At 70.3% G+C, this 16,691-nt stretch carries 13 protein-coding genes and 3 tRNA genes; 9 read left to right on the top strand and 7 right to left on the bottom strand.

Annotated elements, in window-relative coordinates; genetic code table 11:
• Positions 1-18: 18 nt before the first annotated feature.
• Complete coding sequence (gene cutA / locus BT364_RS03465; RefSeq protein ID WP_072483540.1) at positions 19-357, top strand: divalent-cation tolerance protein CutA; 339 nt, start codon at positions 19-21, stop codon at positions 355-357.
• 27 nt (positions 358-384) lie between these two features.
• On the opposite strand, the gene BT364_RS03460 is transcribed toward cutA, so the two are convergent.
• Complete coding sequence (locus BT364_RS03460; protein WP_072483539.1) at positions 385-1,098, bottom strand: SanA/YdcF family protein; 714 nt, start codon at positions 1,096-1,098, stop codon at positions 385-387.
• Between the two features lie 206 nt (positions 1,099-1,304).
• Here BT364_RS03460 and BT364_RS03455 point away from each other — a divergent pair, with 206 nt between their 5' ends.
• The 4 genes from BT364_RS03455 (at position 1,305) to BT364_RS03440 (ending at position 7,264) form a co-directional block, all read left to right on the top strand.
• Positions 1,305-2,612 carry a deoxyguanosinetriphosphate triphosphohydrolase gene (locus BT364_RS03455; protein WP_072483538.1) on the top strand — a complete coding sequence of 436 codons (1,308 nt, stop codon included), beginning with the start codon at positions 1,305-1,307 and terminating at the stop codon, positions 2,610-2,612.
• 92 nt (positions 2,613-2,704) lie between these two features.
• Entirely contained in the window at positions 2,705-3,964 is a 1,260-nt protein-coding gene (locus BT364_RS03450) for an NAD(P)/FAD-dependent oxidoreductase (protein WP_072483537.1), read from the top strand.
• A gap of 102 nt (positions 3,965-4,066) precedes the next feature.
• On the top strand, positions 4,067-5,974 hold the full coding sequence (gene dnaG / locus BT364_RS03445; RefSeq protein WP_072483536.1) for a DNA primase: 1,908 nt from the start codon (positions 4,067-4,069) through the stop codon (positions 5,972-5,974).
• A 99-nt stretch (positions 5,975-6,073) separates the two neighbouring features.
• Positions 6,074-7,264 (top strand): RNA polymerase sigma factor, encoded by a 1,191-nt coding sequence (locus BT364_RS03440; protein WP_371268026.1) that lies wholly within the window; start codon positions 6,074-6,076, stop codon positions 7,262-7,264.
• Positions 7,265-7,327: 63 nt separating this feature from the next.
• Here BT364_RS03440 and BT364_RS03435 read toward each other — a convergent pair whose 3' ends face one another.
• The 4 genes from BT364_RS03435 to BT364_RS03420 form a co-directional block, all read right to left on the bottom strand.
• A complete protein-coding gene (locus BT364_RS03435; RefSeq protein ID WP_072483534.1) occupies positions 7,328-9,259 on the bottom strand; it encodes an ABC transporter ATP-binding protein in 1,932 nt (643 codons plus the stop codon).
• Positions 9,259-10,992, bottom strand: a complete 1,734-nt coding sequence (locus BT364_RS03430; RefSeq protein ID WP_072483533.1) for an ABC transporter ATP-binding protein — start codon at positions 10,990-10,992, stop codon at positions 9,259-9,261. Before BT364_RS03430 ends, BT364_RS03435 begins: the two co-directional genes overlap by 1 nt.
• A gap of 168 nt (positions 10,993-11,160) precedes the next feature.
• Positions 11,161-12,606: an FGGY family carbohydrate kinase gene (locus tag BT364_RS03425; protein WP_072483532.1), complete on the bottom strand. Its 1,446-nt coding sequence runs from the start codon at positions 12,604-12,606 to the stop codon at positions 11,161-11,163.
• Between the two features lie 68 nt (positions 12,607-12,674).
• The gene (locus BT364_RS03420; RefSeq protein WP_072483531.1) at positions 12,675-12,974 is read right to left on the bottom strand and encodes a hypothetical protein; all 300 of its coding nucleotides are present in this window, start codon (positions 12,972-12,974) and stop codon (positions 12,675-12,677) included.
• Between the two features lie 193 nt (positions 12,975-13,167).
• Between BT364_RS03420 and BT364_RS03415 the strand changes: the two genes are divergently transcribed.
• The 3 genes from BT364_RS03415 to BT364_RS03400 all read left to right on the top strand — a co-directional run bounded on the left by BT364_RS03415 (position 13,168) and on the right by BT364_RS03400 (position 13,625).
• Positions 13,168-13,240: transfer RNA gene (locus BT364_RS03415), tRNA-Asn, on the top strand.
• Between the two features lie 5 nt (positions 13,241-13,245).
• Positions 13,246-13,318 (top strand) — tRNA-Asn (locus BT364_RS03410).
• Positions 13,319-13,551: 233 nt separating this feature from the next.
• Positions 13,552-13,625, top strand: a tRNA-Ile gene (locus BT364_RS03400).
• Between the two features lie 230 nt (positions 13,626-13,855).
• Here the strand turns inward: BT364_RS03400 and BT364_RS03395 are convergent.
• Positions 13,856-14,290: a hypothetical protein gene (locus BT364_RS03395; RefSeq protein ID WP_072483529.1), complete on the bottom strand. Its 435-nt coding sequence runs from the start codon at positions 14,288-14,290 to the stop codon at positions 13,856-13,858.
• A complete protein-coding gene (locus tag BT364_RS03390) occupies positions 14,287-15,591 on the bottom strand; it encodes an MMPL family transporter (RefSeq protein ID WP_072483528.1) in 1,305 nt (434 codons plus the stop codon). Before BT364_RS03390 ends, BT364_RS03395 begins: the two co-directional genes overlap by 4 nt.
• Positions 15,592-16,022: 431 nt before the next feature.
• On the opposite strand from BT364_RS03390, the gene BT364_RS03385 reads away from it, so the two are divergent.
• Positions 16,023-16,643: a putative GNAT family N-acetyltransferase gene (locus BT364_RS03385; protein WP_072483527.1), complete on the top strand. Its 621-nt coding sequence runs from the start codon at positions 16,023-16,025 to the stop codon at positions 16,641-16,643.
• Positions 16,644-16,691: the final 48 nt, after the last annotated feature.

The raw sequence follows: 16,691 nt of genomic DNA, 5'->3' as shown, positions 1-16,691 counted from the left end.
ACCCCGCAGGAGCCGAAGGTGACGACGCCGGCATGGCTGACCGTACTGACCACGACGGACAGTGAGGAGAAGGCCCACGCCCTGGCACAGGGCGTGGTGGAGGCGCGGCTCGCCGCCTGCGTCCAGATCTCCGCGCCCGTCACCTCGGTCTACCGCTGGCAGAACGCCATCGAGACCACCGAGGAGTGGCAGCTGCTGTTCAAGACGACGACCGAGCGGTACGACGAACTGGAGGCCCATCTCCAGGCGGCGCACGACTACGAGACCCCGGAGATCATCGCGATCCCGGTGGTACGGGGCAGCGCCCACTACCTCGCCTGGGTCTCGGCCGAAACCGCCCCGGTCACGTTGCTGTAGCCCCGGGGCGGTGGCCCCGCCCCGGGGCTACCGCCCGTGCTCCGCCGCCAGTGCCTCCCCGATCCCGGGCTCCCGCGGCCCCAGGAAGTGCGGGTCGGGCCTGAACACGGCGTCCAGCGCCGCCTTCCCCGCCGCGAACACCTCCCGCGTCCCGCCGTAGTACCAGGTCGCGTCGTGCACGGCGTCCACGCCGACCCCGTACGCGTCGATCCCCGCGGTCCGGCACAGCGCGATCGCCCGGCGGATGTGGAACCCCTGGCTCACCAGCACCGCACGGTCGACCCCGAAGATCTTCTTGGCCCGCACGCACGAGTCCCAGGTGTCGAACCCGGCGAAGTCGCTCACGATCCGCTCGTCCGGCACCCCGTGCTCCCTGAGATAGGTGCGCATGGCATCCGGCTCGTCGTACTCCTTCCGGCCGTTGTCACCGGTCACGAGCACGACCTTCACCTTCCCGTCCCGGTACAGCTCGGCGGCGGTCCTCAGCCGGTTGGCGAGATACGGCGACGGCCTGCCCTTCCAGAGCCCCGCCCCGAACACCACGGCCACCTCGTGCGCGGGCGCGTCCGCCGTCGTCCCGACCCGGGAGCCGGCGGCGGCGTACGTCCACGTCGAGGGCGCCAGCGCGAGCACACACGCGACCATCACCCCCTGTACGGCCCGCCGCTGCCCACGCCGCGTCCGCGGCCACCGGGGCCGCAACCGCCCGAGCAGCTGTCTTCCCGGCCACTTCACCCGCATGGGAATCCCTCGTTCCGTACTCCGTCGTTCCACATGGTCGGACGACTCCCGGGCCGAAAGGGTTCTCGAACGGGCAGAATCCGTCACCCGACCACAAACGGAACCTGCGGGACCGCACCGGCGGAAATCCGGCCGACGGACATCTCCGGGCCGCCGCCTGAGCCTTCTTGTCGGCCCGGCCGTTTACTGTCGGAACCATGGATGGCATGGACGGCACACAGGACCACGGCACGGCTCCCTACGGCGCGGCCGACTCCGAGCGCTGGGACACCGAGCCGGACAAACGGCCGGGCCGTACGGCTTTCCAGCGCGACCGTGCCCGGGTGCTGCACTCCGCCGCCCTGCGGCGGCTCGCCGGGAAGACCCAGGTCGTCACCCCGGGCACCCGCAGCCACGCCTGGGACGCCAGTCCGCGTACCCGGCTCACCCACTCCCTCGAATGCGCCCAGGTCGGCCGCGAGCTCGGCGCGGCGCTCGGCTGCGACCCCGACCTGGTCGAGACGGCCTGCCTCGCCCACGACCTGGGCCACCCGCCGTTCGGCCACAACGGCGAGCAGGCGCTCAACGACTTCGCCTCGGACTGCGGCGGCTTCGAGGGCAACGCCCAGTCGCTGCGCCTGCTGACCAGGCTCGAACCGAAGCGGTTCGTCCCCGACACCCGCACCGGCGAGCTGGTCAGCGTCGGGCTCAACCTGACCCGGGCCGCCCTGGACGCCGCCACCAAGTACCCCTGGCCGCGCGGCGCGCACCCCACCGACCCCGGCTCCCCGAAGTTCGGGGTGTACGAGGACGACCTGCCGGTCTTCGCATGGGCCCGCGAGGGGGCCCCGAAGGACCGCAAGTGCTTCGAGGCCCAGGTCATGGACTGGTCCGACGACGTCGCCTACTCCGTGCACGACTTCGAGGACGGGCTGCACGCCGGCCACATCGACCCCAACTGCCTCTACGCCGAACCGGAGCGCAACGAGATCTGGGCGGTCGCCGTCGGCCGCTACGTACCGGCGGACACCGAGCCCCAGGAGCTGGCCGACGCCCTGGACCGGCTCATCGCCCAGGACTGGTGGCCGCACGGCTACGACGGATCGGCCGTCGCCCAGGCCCGGCTGAAGGACGCGACGAGCCAGCTGATCGGCCGGTTCTGCCTCGCCGCCGAGAGCAGCACCCGGCACACCTACGGAACGGGCCGCCTCGGCCGGTACGCCGCCGAGCTGGTCGTTCCCCGCGAGGCCCGCAACGAATGCGCCGTGCTCAAGGCGGTCGCCGACCGTTACGTCATGCAGCGCGCCGAGCAGGAGGCGATCCGCGCCGACCAGCGGATCGTGATCGCCGAGCTGGCCGCCGCCCTGACCGCGCGCGCCCCCGAAGGACTGGAACCGCAGTTCCGGGCGCTGTTCGACGCAGCCCGCGACGACAGGGCCCGCAAGCGGGTCCTGGTCGACCAGATCGCCGCCCTGACCGACGCCTCGGCACGCTCTCTGCACGCGTCGCTCACGGAACGCAGACACCGGGTGTGACCTGATCGGGGTACACCCTCTTTCGCCATCACGCTGCGTGCGGGACGCTCGCAGTTGGCGGCGCCGCGCAGCAAGCACCCAGGAGGCATCAAGTGGTCGACGCACATCGGACGTTCGTCATCGTCGGCGGAGGGCTGGCGGGAGCGAAGGCAGCCGAGACGCTCCGGGCGGAGGGTTTCAGCGGCCGGGTGATCCTGCTCGGCGACGAACGGGACCATCCGTACGAACGCCCTCCGCTCTCCAAGGGCTACCTCTCCGGCAAGGAGGACCGGGACAGCGTCTTCGTCCACGAGACCGCCTGGTACGCGGGCGCCGACATCGAGCTGCACCTGGGGCAGCCCGTCACCTCGCTCGACCGCGAGGCCCGCGCCGTACAGCTCGGCGACGGCACCGTCGTCCACTACGACAAGCTGCTGCTCGCCACCGGGGCCGAGCCGCGCCGCCTCCACGTTCCGGGCACGGACCTGGCCGGTGTCCACCATCTGCGCCGTCTCGCCCACGCCGACCGGCTGCGCAACGTACTGGCCGCACTCGGCCGCGACAACGGCCATCTGGTGATCGCCGGGGCCGGCTGGATCGGCCTGGAGGTCGCGGCGGCGGCGCGCGGCTACGGCGCCGAGGTCACCGTCATGGAACCGGAGCCGACCCCGCTGCACCAGGTCGTCGGCCCCGAGCTCGGCCAGATCTTCACCGATCTGCACAGCGACCACGGGGTCCGCTTCCACTTCGGCGTCCGCCTCACCGAGATCATCGGCCAGGACGGCCTGGTGCTCGCCGTCCGCACCGACGACGGCGAGGAGCACCCCGCCCACGACGTGCTCGCCGCGATCGGCGCCGCACCCCGCACCGCCCTCGCCGAGACCTCCGGGCTCGCCATGGCCCCGCGCGCGGACGGCGGCGGCATCGCCGTCGACGCCTCCCTGCGCACCAGCGACCCGCACATCTTCGCCGCCGGTGACGTCGCCAACGTGGACCACCCGCTGCTCGGCGCCCGGCTGCGCGTGGAGCACTGGGCGAACGCGCTGAACAGCGGCCCGGCCGCGGCCCGCGCCATGCTCGGCCAGGAGGTCAGCTACGACCGGGTGCCGTACTTCTTCTCCGACCAGTACGACCTCGGCCTCGAATACTCGGGCTGGGCGCCGCCGGGCAGCTACGACCAGGTGGTCATCCGGGGCGACGCGGGGAAGCGGGAGTTCATCGCCTTCTGGCTGAAGGACCGCCGGGTGCTGGCCGGGATGAACGTCAACGTGTGGGACGTCACCGAGACCGTGCAGGGGCTGATCCGGTCCGGCCGGCAGATCGACCCGGACGCGCTGGCGGACCCGTCCGTACCACTGGAGACCCTGTCCTGAGCCGTGCCGGACCGTCCCGGCCGGTCCGCGCGGCACCACCGGGTTCCACGGATCACATCGGCGCGCGGCACGGCTGTCGTACCCCACCCGTAGACTTCACCCGTGGCAGGCAGGATCAATGACGACGACGTGAAGGCGGTAAGGGACGCGGTCCCGATCGACGCCGTCGTTTCCGAGTATCTCCAGCTGCGCAACGCGGGCGGTGGCAACCTCAAGGGCCTCTGCCCGTTCCACGACGAGAAGTCCCCCTCCTTCCAGGTCAGCCCCAGCAAGGGCCTCTTCCACTGCTTCGGCTGCCAGGAGGGCGGCGACACGATCGCCTTCGTGATGAAGATCGACCACCTCTCGTTCTCCGAGACGGTCGAGCGGCTCGCCGCCAAGGCGGGCATCACCCTGCGGTACGAGGAGGGCGGCTACAACCCCTCCCACCAGCGCGGCGAGCGCATCAGACTGGTCGAGGCGCACAAGGTGGCCGCCCAGTTCTACGTCGAGCAGCTGGACGGCCCCGAGGCCGAGATCGGCCGGAAGTTCCTCGCCGAGCGCGGCTTCGACCAGGCGGCCGCCGCCCACTTCGGCGTCGGCTACAGCCCGGCTGGCTGGGACCACCTCACCCGCTATCTGCGCGGCAAGGGCTTCAGCGACAAGGAGCTGATCACCTCCGGCCTCTCCCAGGACGGCAGGCGCGGCCCCATCGACCGCTTCCGCGGCCGGCTGATGTGGCCGATCAGCGACACCTCCGGCGACATCGTCGGCTTCGGCGCCCGCAAGCTGCGCGACGACGACAACGGCCCGAAGTACCTCAACACCCCCGAGACCTCGATCTACAAGAAGTCCCAGGTGCTGTACGGCATCGACCTGGCGAAGAAGGACATCGCCAAGGCCAGCCGGGCCGTGGTCGTCGAGGGCTACACCGACGTCATGGCCTGCCATCTCGCCGGGATCACCACCGCCATCGCCACCTGCGGCACGGCCTTCGGCGGCGACCACATCAAGATTCTGCGCCGGCTCCTGATGGACAACGGCAGCGCCCGGGTGATCTTCACCTTCGACGGTGACGCGGCCGGGCAGAAGGCCGCCCTGCGCGCCTTCGAGGACGACCAGAAGTTCGCCGCGGAGACGTACATCGCGATCGCCCCGGACGGCATGGACCCCTGCGACCTGCGCCTGGTCAAGGGCGACGAGGCGGTCCGCGACCTGGTCGAACCGCGCACCCCGCTCTTCGAGTTCGCGCTCCGCCAGATCGTCGCGCGGTACGACCTGGAGACCCCGGCGGGCCGCGGCGCCGCGCTCGACGAGGCGGCCCCCGTCGTCGCGCGGATCAAGAACAGCTCCTCGCAGCACGAGGTCGCCGTCCAGTTGGCCGGCATGCTCGGCATCCTGGACACCCAGTTCGTCGTCAAGCGCGTCGGCCAGCTCGCCCGCTGGGCCCGCGAACGGGGCGACCAGCGGGGCCCCGCCCAGCCCCCCTCCCGCGGCGGCCGCCGGCACGAACAGATCCAGGCTTCCGCGACCCCCTCCGGCCCCGCGCTCAACCTCCGCAGCCCCGCCCACCGCACCGAGCGCGAGCTGCTCAAGCTCGCCCTGCAGAAGCCCGCCCTGGTCTCCCCGGCCTTCGACGCCTACGGGGCGGACGAGTTCACCGCCCCGCCGTACGCGGCGGTCCGGCAGTGCATCGCGGAGGCCGGCGGCGCGGAGCTGGGCGTCCCCGAGACCCGCGAATACCTGGCCCAGGTCCTGGACGCGGCCCCCGACGACACGGTCCGCAATCTGGTCACCGAGCTCGCCGTCGAGGTCTTCCACGGCAAGACCATCGACGAGACCTACGCGGGCATGCAGCTCGTCCAGGTCCGGCTGCGCGCCGTGGACCGCCGGATCAACGACGTACAGGGCAGCCTCGCCCGGCTCGGCAGCAATGTCGCCCCGGACCATCTGGCGGCCGCGCAGAACGAGGTCTGGGTCCTCCAGCAGTACGCCCAGTCCCTGCGCAACAACGGCGCCGACGCGCTCTAGGAGCCTGTCGGGTGAGCGCCCGGCACGGCAGGCGCCCCCGCGTAACCGACCGGTCACGGACCGGACTCAGAAAGTCGCCGCACGCCCCTCGTGGCGGCGATGCGTCTTCCCCCACACTGGGAGCGGTGCCTGAGACATCGGAGCGCGGCCGGCCCACCGAACGGTGGTCCTCCATCCCCGCGGTCCGGCAGCGATCACCTGGAGGTCGCCCCCGTGCAGACCCGGACCCTGACCGAAACCGAGCACGTCTCGGCCATCCCCGCGCAGAACCGGGCCGTGCACCATCCGGAGGGCGTGGTGGAGCCGCCGATACCGGACGAGCCGCTCATGGAGGAGCCGCCCCGGGCGCCCGAGCCGCGGAGCCGTCCGGAGACCGCCGGCCCGTCCTCCGACCTCTTCCGCCAGTATCTGCGGGAGATCGGCCGGATCCCCCTGCTCAACGCCGCCGACGAGGTGGAGCTCGCCCGCCGCGTCGAGGCCGGGCTCTTCGCGGAGGAACGGCTCGCGAGCACCCCGGACCCGGACACCCGGCTGGCCGTCGACCTCGACCGGCTGGTGGTCATGGGGAGGATGGCCAAGCGCCGCCTCATCGAAGCCAACCTCCGGCTCGTCGTCTCCGTCGCCAAACGCTATGTCGGCCGCGGGCTGACCATGCTCGATCTGGTCCAGGAGGGAAACCTCGGGCTGATCAGGGCCGTCGAGAAATTCGACTACGCCCGGGGCTACAAGTTCTCCACGTACGCGACCTGGTGGATCCGGCAGGCCATGTCCCGCGCCCTCGCCGACCAGGCGCGGACCATACGGGTCCCGGTCCATGTCGTCGAACTGATCAACCGCGTCGTACGCGTCCAGCGCCGGATGCTCCAGGAGCGCGGCTACGAGCCGACGGCGGAGGAGGTCGCCGGCCAGCTCGACCTCACCCCGGAGCGGGTCGGCGAAGTCCTGCGGCTCGCCCAGGAACCGGTCTCGCTGCACGCCCCGGTCGGTGAGGAGGAAGACGTCGCCCTCGGCGACCTGATCGAGGACGGCGACGCCGCGTCCCCGGTCGAGTCCGCCGCGTTCCTGCTGCTGCGCGAGCACCTGGAAGCGGTGCTCTCGACGCTGGGCGAGCGCGAGCGGAAGGTGGTCCAGCTGCGCTACGGGCTGGACGACGGGCGGCCCCGCACCCTGGAGGAGATCGGCAGGATCTTCGGCGTGACCCGCGAACGCATCCGCCAGATCGAGTCCAAGACCCTCAACAAGCTGCGCGACCACGCCTTCGCCGACCAGCTCCGCGGCTACCTCGACTGACGCATGTGAGGGCCCGCACCGCCGCCGGCGGTGCGGGCCCTCACATCCGAACGGACAGCGCTCCTAGTCGACTTCGGCGACCGCCTGTGCGAACTGCGCCGAATACAGCCGGGCGTAGGCGCCCTCGGCGGCCAGCAGCTCCCCGTGCGTGCCCTGTTCGACGATCGAGCCGTTCTCCATCACCAGGATCACGTCGGCGTCCCGGATGGTGGAGAGCCGGTGCGCGATCACAAAGCTCGTACGGCCGTGGGCCAGCCGCGCCATCGCCTTCTGGATCAGCACTTCCGTACGGGTGTCGACGGAGCTGGTCGCCTCGTCGAGCACCAGGATCACCGGGTCGGACAGGAACGCCCGAGCGATGGTGATCAGCTGCTTCTCACCCGCGCTGACACCGGAGCCCTCGTCGTCGATCACCGTGTCGTAGCCGTCCGGCAGGGTACGGATGAACCGGTCGGCGTGGGCCGCCTTCGCCGCCTCCTCGATCTCCTCGCGAGTGACCTCGCGCGAAGCGCCGTACGCGATGTTGTCCGCGATCGAACCGCCGAACAGCCAGGTGTCCTGGAGGACCATGCCGATGCCGCGCCGCAGCTCGTCGCGCGACATCTTCGTCACGTCGACCCCGTCCAGCGTGATCCGGCCGCCCGTCACCTCGTAGAACCGCATCAGCAGATTGACGAGCGTGGTCTTGCCGGCGCCCGTCGGGCCGACGATCGCGACGGTGTGGCCGGGGTCGACGTTCAGCGACAGATCCTCGATGAGCGGCTTCTCCGGGTCGTAGCGGAACGACACCTTCTCCAGCGCGACGCTGCCCCGCAGCTCCTCGGGACGCTCGCGCTCGCCGGGCGCGGGGTCGGCGCCCTGCTCCTCGGCGTCCAGCAGCTCGAAGATCCGCTCGGCCGAGGCGACGCCCGACTGCACCAGGTTCGCCATCGAGGCGACCTGCGTCAGCGGCATCGAGAACTGCCGCGAGTACTGGATGAACGCCTGCACGTCACCGATCGACAGCGTCCCCGAAGCGACCCGCAGACCACCCACGACGGCGATCAGCACATAGTTCAGGTTGGAGACGAACATCATCAGCGGCTGCATGATCCCGCTGTTGAACTGCGCCTTGAAACCGGCCTCGTACAGCGCCTCGTTCTGCTCGGCGAAGTCCCTCGCGGACTCCTCCTGCCGGCCGAAGACCTTCACCAGGGTGTGCCCGGTGTACATCTCCTCGATGTGGGCGTTGAGCTTGCCCGTCACCTTCCACTGCTGCACGAACTGCGGCTGCGAGCGCTTGCCGACCTTCCTGGCCACGACCACCGAGAGCGGTACCGTCACCAGCGCGACCAGCGCCAGCAGCGGCGAGACCCAGAACATCATGATCAGCACGCCGACGATGGTGAGCAGGGAGTTGATGAGCTGGCCCATCGTCTGCTGCATCGTCTGCGAGATGTTGTCGATGTCGTTCGTCGCCCGGCTGAGCACCTCGCCGCGCTTGGCCCGGTCGAAGTACGACAGCGGCAGCCGGGACAGCTTCGTCTGGATGTCCTCGCGCAGCTGGAAGATGATCCGGTTGATGATCCGGATCGACAGCCGGGTCGCCACCAGCATCAGCAGACCGGCGCCGACATAGACCGCCAGCGCCACCAGCAGTACGTCGCCCACCGCACCGAAGTCGATGCCGTGACCGGGGACGAAGTCCACCCTGGAGAACATGTCGGCCAGGCCGCTGTCGCTCTTGCGCAGGCCCTCGACGGCCTGCTCCTTGGTCGTCCCGTCCGGCATCTCCCGGCCGACGAACCCGGCGAAGATCAGGTCGGTCGCCCGGCCGAGGATCTTGGGCCCGACCACCGACAGACCTACGCTCAGCGCACAGGCCACCAGCATCGCGTAAATCGGGGTCTTCTCCGCTGCGAAGCGCTTCAGCAGCCGCTTCGACGATCCCTTGAAGTCCATGGACCGGTCGGTCGGCGCCCCGCCCGCCATCATGCGTCCGCCAGGCCCGGCCATTACGCGGCCTCCGCTTCCGTCAGCTGGGAGAGCACGATCTCCCGGTACGTTTCATTGCCGTCCATCAGCTCGTGATGGGTACCGGAACCGACGACCCGGCCCTCGTCCAGCACCAGGATCCGGTCCGCGTCGCGGATGGTGGACACCCGCTGCGCCACGATCACCACGGTCGCCTCGGCCGTCTCCCGCGAGAGCGCCCCGCGCAGCGCGGCGTCGGTGGCGTAGTCGAGCGCGGAGAACGAGTCGTCGAAGAGATAGATCTCCGGCCGCTGCACCAGCGTCCTGGCGATGGCCAGCCGCTGCCGCTGCCCGCCCGAGACATTGGTGCCGCCCTGCGCGATCGGCGCGTCCAGACCGTGCTCCAGCGCCGCGACGAACTCCTTGGCCTGCGCGACCTCCAGCGCGTGCCAGAGCTCCTCGTCGGTAGCGTCCGGGTTTCCGTACCGCAGGTTCGTCGCGACCGTCCCGGAGAACAGATACGGCTTCTGCGGCACGAGGCTCACGGTCCTCGCCAGCAGCGCCGGCTCCAGCGTCCGTACATCCGTGCCGTCGACCAGCACCTGGCCGTCCGTCACGTCGAACAGCCGCGGAACGAGACCGAGCAGCGTCGACTTCCCGCTGCCCGTCGACCCGATGATCGCGGTGGTCTCGCCGGGGCGGGCCACCAGATCCACCGACCGCAGCACCGGCTCTTCGGCGCCCGGGTAGCGGAAGTCCGCGCCGCGCACCTCCAGATGACCGCGGGCGAGCAGCTTGCGGACCGGCTGGACGGGCGGGACCACGCTGGACTCGGTCTCCAGGACCTCCTGGATGCGCTCGGCGCAGACCTCGGCGCGCGGCACCATCATGAACATGAAGGTGGCCATCATCACCGACATGACGATCTGCATCAGATAGGCGAGGAAGGCGGTCAGCGCGCCGATCTCCATGTCGCCGCTGTCGATGCGCTGGGCACCGAACCAGAGCACGGCGATCGACGAGACGTTCACGACCGTCATCACGGTGGGGAACATCAGCGCCATCAGCCGGCCCGTGGACAGTGCCACGTCCGTCAGCTCGGTGTTGGAGCCGCGGAACCGCTCCTCCTCGTAGCCGTCACGGACGAAGGCGCGGATGACGCGGTTGCCGGTGATCTGTTCGCGCAGCACCCGGTTCACCGTGTCGAGCCGTTCCTGCATGGTGCGGAACAGCGGACGCATCCGCTTCACGATCAGGCTCACCGCGATGCCGAGCACCGGCACCACCGCGAGCAGCACCGCCGACAGCGGGACGTCCTGGCCGAGCGCCATGATGATGCCGCCGACACACATGATCGGGGCCGACACCATCAGGGTGAACGTCATCAGCACCAGCATCTGGACCTGCTGGACGTCGTTGGTCGTACGGGTGATCAGCGAGGGCGCCCCGAACCGTCCGACCTCACGCGCCGAGAAGGACTGCACCCGGTCGAAGACCGACGCCCGGATGTCACGGCCGAGCGCGGACGCGGTACGGGCGCCGAAGTAGACGGCCCCCATGTTGCAGACCACCTGGCCGATGCTGACGGCGATCATGATGCCGCCGAATTCGAGGATGTAGCCGGTGTCCCCCTTGACGACACCGTTGTCGATGATGTCGGCGTTGAGGGTGGGCAGGTAGAGGCTGGCGCAGGTCTGCAGCAGTTGGAGGAGGACCAGCAGCAGGATGGGTCTTCTGTACGGACCGAGATAGGCCCGCAGGAGTTTTATGAGCACGCGTGTCTCTCGGAGTCGGCAGAGGGCGGGAGCCGATCCATTTTCCGGCACCGGCGGTCGTGACTGCGAGCGATTTTACTCAAGACCAGGTCAAAAAACAGACCGAGTACACAAGTGGAGGGGGTCATCTCCACCGGTGCACCCGGCCGTATCGCTCAGGTGGGCGGCTCAGCCCGCGGAGTCGAACGCTCCGGGGTGGATCTGGTCCCGCGTCGCCACGTACTGCTGGCGTACCGCCTGCCCGGCCGCCAGCTCCTCGCCCGGCTCCAGCACCTGCGCCGCGGCGCCCTGCCAGGCCGGGGGAGTGAGCGGATCGGCCGTCCCCTGCGAGACCCCCAGCGCCCAGGCCGCCTGCCGGGCCGCGCCCAGCGCCGCGTACTCGGCGGGCTGCGGCACGACCACCTGCGTACCGAACAGCGCCGGAGCGAGCCCCTGCACGGCGGGCAGCTCGGCCGCCGCCCCCAGCATGAACACCCGCCGCACCTCGACGCCCCGGCCGCGCAGCACATCGAGCGCGTCGGCCAGCGAGCACAGCATCCCCTCGAACGCCGCCCGCGCCAGGTGCTCCGGCTTCATCGACTCGCGACGCAGCCCGCACAGCGTCCCCGCGGCGTGCGGCAGCCGAGGCGTCCGCTCGCCCTCCAGGTACGGCAGGAGCACCAGCCCGGAGGCGCCCGGCGTGGACTTCAGCGCCAGCGCGGAGAGCTCTTCGAGGCCCTCCACGCCGAGCATCTCGGCGGTCCCGCGCAGCGCCCGTACCGCGTTGGAGGTGTGCACCACCGGCAGATGCTTCCCGGTGGCGTCCGCGAACGAAGTGATCATCCCGGCCGGATCGGACAGCGCCTCGTGGTGCACCGCCATGACCGAGCCCGACGCCCCCAGCGACACCACCGCGTCGCCCACCCCGACCCCGAGACCGAACGCCGCCGCCATCGTCTCGCCGGTCCCCGCGGAGATCAGCAGCCCCTCGGGCGTCGTCCCGGCCGCGTCGGCGGGGCCGAGCACCTCGGGGAGCGTGGCCTGGTGCCCGAGCGCCAGCTCCACCAGATCGGGCCGGTAGGAACCGGTGTCCGCCGACCAGTAGCCGGTGCCGGACGCGGCGCCCCGGTCGGTGGTCCGCCGGGCCGGACGCCCCAGCAGCTGCCACACCAGCCAGTCGTGCGGCTGGAGCACCGCGGCCACCCGCTGGGCCGCCTCCGGCTCGTTACGCGCCAGCCAGCGCAGCTTCGACACCGGCTGCGCGGCCTGCGGCACCGCCCCGACCGCCTCGGCCCAGGCCTGCCGCCCGCCGAGCCCGTCGACCAGATCGGCCGCGGCGACCTGCGCCCGCTTGTCGTTGCCGAGCAGCGCCGGACGGACCAGATTGCCCTGGTGGTCCAGCGGCACCAGGCCGTGCTGCTGGGCGGAGACGCCGATGGCCTGCACCCCTTCGAGCAGCCCGTCGGTGGCGGCCTCACCGAGCGAGAGCAGCCACGCCTGCGGATCGATCTCGGTGGCCTTCGCCTCGACGGGGTGCGCGGCGAACCCCCGGCGCAGCACGGCGCCCGTGTCCGTATCGCAGACGACGATGTGTGTGAAGGCGGAAGAACTGTCCAAGCCGGCGACTATCCCCATGCACAAGATTCTGCCGCACCGCCGGGGCTTTTCCGTACCGGTGGCGCGGCAGTGGTGGGGGCGACCCGCTACGTGTTGCTGGTGCCCCAGTCGTCCTCGCCGTTCTGGCCGCGGTCCCGCAGCGAGCGCACCCGGTCGGCCACCGAGGCGGGGACCTTCTCGCCGACCTTCTCGCTCACCGCGTGGTACGCCTTGCCGGCCAGGTCGCGGCCGCTCTGCGCCGCGGACTCGGCGGTATTGCGCACGGCCGGATTCTGGGCGAACTGGCGTGCGGACTTCTTCATCTGCTCGTAGCGCTCGCGCCCGGCCCTCGTTCCGATCACGTATCCGAGGGCCAGTCCGGCGATGAACGTGAGCCGGTACCGCATGGCTGCCACCCTTCCTTGCTCAGTGCGAAGCTGAGTGCGACGTGTGCTGCCCGCCTACCCGCGGGCACCGGAGATCACCCCGGGGGATACCGATTGGCGAAGCACCCCCCTGCTTGCGCTAATGTATGTGTCGCAGCGAACGAGCGCCGCCCGGCAGCAGCCAGGCAGGTAGGGTTCGGTGCATACGCAGCAATCCCCTGTAGCTCAATTGGCAGAGCAGCCGGCTGTTAACCGGCAGGTTACTGGTTCGAGTCCAGTCGGGGGAGCGCGATCCCCTGTAGCTCAATTGGCAGAGCATTCGGCTGTTAACCGGAGGGTTACTGGTTCGAGTCCAGTCGGGGGAGCGGAACGGAAGAGGACCCTGCGGGGTCCTTTTTCGTATGCCCGGCGGCGGTCGTCACCGTGGGGCGTGCGGGATGCATGTGACTCTTTCGCGTGTACTTGGCTCCGTACGGAACCGGACGGCCGGCGGCGAGGTCTTCATGGTCATGCGAAGCCGACCATCCGGAGCGAGAGATCGTATGACCGGCTATGCTGCGGCAGACGGCGCGCACACTTGTACGCGCCACGCCGAAAAGGGGCGGTAGCTCAGCCGGTTAGAGCAGCGGACTCATAATCCGTCGGCCGTGGGTTCGAGTCCCACCCGCCCCACCTAGCAACCCAGGCAGAATCGTTTTGACCTGGGGAAACGCAGAGGCCCCCGCGTCGGCGGGGGCCTTTTCGCATCTCTCATGATCGTTAGCTCGCCCTATGCTCGCCCGAAGTGTCGGAGGAGTCAGTGAGGCGCGCCGAGGGCTTCTCTCGAACGGCGGGTCGCGCAGCTCTCTCTGTCTCAGCCGAGGCAGAGGTACAGGAGCGGCGGGAGGCAGATCTCCAGACCGTCACACTCGTCCGGCCTCGGCGAGGTCGTCGGCTTCGGTGAGGTCGTCCGGCTCGGCCGTCGACGACGGCGTGGGTTTCGGGGTCTGCGTGGGCGGCCTGGGCGAGGTGGACGGGGACCGTCCTGGTGTGGCCGGCGAGTTGGAGGCGGTGGGCGCGGGCTGGTCGGTAGGTGTGCGCGAGTCGGTGTCGCTCGGCCCGAACGCGGTCCGGCCGCCGACCGCGTAGTCGATGTCCTCGACCTTGCCGAGGGTCGCCGGAAGGGTGTCCTCGCGCAGCGTCTTCAGCGCGGCGTTGGAGACCTCGTCGGTGCCGCTGCCCGCCAGCGGAACGCGCACCATGAGAATGTCGTCGATCTGCACTGTCGAGATCGGGCCCGCCAGCCTGCCGTCACTGTCCGCGACGTGCTGGCGGAGTTCGTCGACCGCCGCCTTCACCTGGGGGTGTCCGAGCTCCCGCCGTCGACGCCCCAGACCGCGATCCGCGTGGGGGTCGGGGCACCGGGGAAGGCCTCCTGCATGCGGACCGCGGCGTCCACCGTGGGCGCGTTGCGCGGCAGGCTGTCGACGACGGCCGCGTCCTGCACATGCATACCGGCCGCCGGCGCCGCCATCACGAGCAGCGCGACCACCGCAGCGCCGCCCCACACCTTCGGGCGCTTGACGACGGCGCGTGCCAGCTTCTGCCAGGTGCGGGACTCGGTCGAGGTCGTGCGGCGTTTGCCGAGCCACGGCACGCGGCCCTTGTCGACGCGGTGCCCGAGTGCGGCGAGCAGGGCCGGCAGCACCGTGACCGAGGCGATCAACGCCAGGCCCACCACGAGAGCGGTGCCGAGCGTGAGGCCGCGGAACACACCGAGGCCGCTGAGAAGAAGGCCGCACAGGCAGAGGATCACTGTCACGCCGGAGACGATGACGACATGTCCCGAGGTGCGTGAGGCGATGTGCAGCGATTCGGACACGCTGCGTCCGGCGGCTCGCTCCTCGCGCTCACGCCGCAGGTAGAACAGCGAGTAGTCGATACTGACCGCGATGCCGATCAGCAGGATCATCGAGGTGGCGGCGCTGTTGACGGCGACCCATCGTTCCAGGATGGCGATGAGGCTGAAGGTGCCCACGACCGTGGTCGCCGCCAGCAGCAGCGGGATCGCCGCCGCGACCAGGGCCCCGAAGACGATGAGGAGAATGACCAGGGTGATCGGCAGCGCGGTGCCCTCCGCACTGGCGAAGTCCTTCTTGACGGCGTCGTCGACGGCACGGGAAAGGCTCGTGTCCCCGGCCTGGACGACGCGCACGTCGCTGTTCCGGTCGGCGACCCTGTCCACCGCTTCGGCCACCGAGTCGAAATGGGCGTTCATCTCTTCGTTCGGGCCGGCCACGAAGAAGGTGACCAGCCCGGAGCGGCCGTCCTTCGAGATCTGCTGCTCCGACCCCGGATTCATCGGGGTGCGCAGGCCGGTGACGGCTCCCGGTGACTTGTCGAACTCGGCCACGAGGTCCTCGGTGGCCTTGACGAGCGCCGGGTTGTCCATGAACTTCCCGCCGCCGTGGCGCGGCTGGATGAGGACGTTCTCCAGGACCGGCTCGAAGTCCTTCTGCGAGCTCAACGCCTGCTTGACCTTGCCGGACTCACCCGGGTCCGGCGTCCTGGCGCCGGACCCGGAGAGTGCGGCGCTGGCGAGCAGTGCCACGACGACGAGGGCCAGCCAGCCGCCGATCGCCAAGGCGCGGTGCCGCATCGAGCGTCGCGGCGAGGGTGCCCGCGCTCGTCAGCAGAGCGGAGTTCGGCACCATGGGCGGCATCGTGACAAGGATGAGGAGCACGTGCATCCAGTGCACGCTGTTCATGACCACCAACTCCCCTGTTTGTCGTACGCCTCTCTGCACCTGCATCCAAATGTTGGCAGGTGCCAAGCCGGGCATCAACAGCAGACGGGAGGGGCCAGGGGCATCTGGGAGTCAACCCTCAGGGGTTGCGGGCGGGTGGCCCCGGAATCCCGGAGGGGGCGTCGTCCAGAACTCTCCGTCTTGGCCGAACTGCACTCGTTGAAGCGGAAGTTGAGCCAGAAGTGTGGTCAGGATCCCGATGCCCCGGGGCAGCGACTCGTCGAAGTGGAAGTGCCCGCCGTCGACCACGTGCACCACGGATGGCGTAGTTCTTCCACAGTTGGTGCGGCTGCACCCGTGGGAGGCCCGGCTGCGGCCCGAGGTGCCCTCCGGTGGCGACGTGCGGCTGATCGACGGTGCGTCGTCGGTCAGCCCGCTGCCTCGGCTGCACGAACGGCTCGGCCCCTACCGGCCCGGCGTGATCGGACGTTCCGCGAGCTGGTGGAAGGCCAAGTGGGAGCCACTGGTGCGGTCGGCCAGGAGCCCCGTGGTCGCAGTGCATTCCGGACCGGACGGCGACGACGGCTTTGTCGCGTACCGGACCATGCAGAGCGGGGACTGCGGTGCCCGTGTCACGCTGATGGTCACGGACTTCCACGCGGGGAATCCGGAGGCTGTCGTGGGTCTGTGGCGCTTCCTGCTCGGCGTGGACCTGGTCGAAGAAGTGTGTGTACGTCGCCGGCCGACCGACGAGCTCGTCGAGGGAATGCTGGACGACTGGCGAGCCTGCCGCACCCACTCGCTCAACGACGATCTGTGGCTGCGGCTCGTCGACGTGCCGAAGGCGCCCGACGCGCGCTCCTGCGGTGATGGTGACCCATTGGTGCTGGAGGTCGGCGACGAGCTGAACGCGGACCGGCTGTTCGGCGTCTCCACGGCAGCCTTCTGTGAAACCACCTTCTGACTGGATTTCGTGGCAGTCGTCGCGGGCGTCCCGCCCGGTGCTTCTGTC

Origin of the sequence: Streptomyces atratus (assembly GCF_900119365.1) — a bacterium.
Classification (GTDB): domain Bacteria; phylum Actinomycetota; class Actinomycetes; order Streptomycetales; family Streptomycetaceae; genus Streptomyces; species Streptomyces atratus_B.
Note: the sequence above shows the minus strand (reverse complement) of the source record. Positions and strands in the feature narration are given on the sequence as shown.

Coding starts and splice junctions, on each gene's coding strand:
- BT364_RS03435 (WP_072483534.1), bottom strand. CDS start 9,259: ATGGCCGGGCCTGGCGGACGCATGATGGCGGGCGGGGCGCCGACCGAC.
- BT364_RS03425 (WP_072483532.1), bottom strand. CDS start 12,606: ATGGGGATAGTCGCCGGCTTGGACAGTTCTTCCGCCTTCACACACATC.
- BT364_RS03455 (WP_072483538.1), top strand. CDS start 1,305: ATGGACGGCACACAGGACCACGGCACGGCTCCCTACGGCGCGGCCGAC.
- BT364_RS03420 (WP_072483531.1), bottom strand. CDS start 12,974: ATGCGGTACCGGCTCACGTTCATCGCCGGACTGGCCCTCGGATACGTG.
- BT364_RS03440 (WP_371268026.1), top strand. CDS start 6,074: ATGCGTCTTCCCCCACACTGGGAGCGGTGCCTGAGACATCGGAGCGCG.
- BT364_RS03390 (WP_072483528.1), bottom strand. CDS start 15,591: ATGCGGCACCGCGCCTTGGCGATCGGCGGCTGGCTGGCCCTCGTCGTC.
- BT364_RS03460 (WP_072483539.1), bottom strand. CDS start 1,098: ATGCGGGTGAAGTGGCCGGGAAGACAGCTGCTCGGGCGGTTGCGGCCC.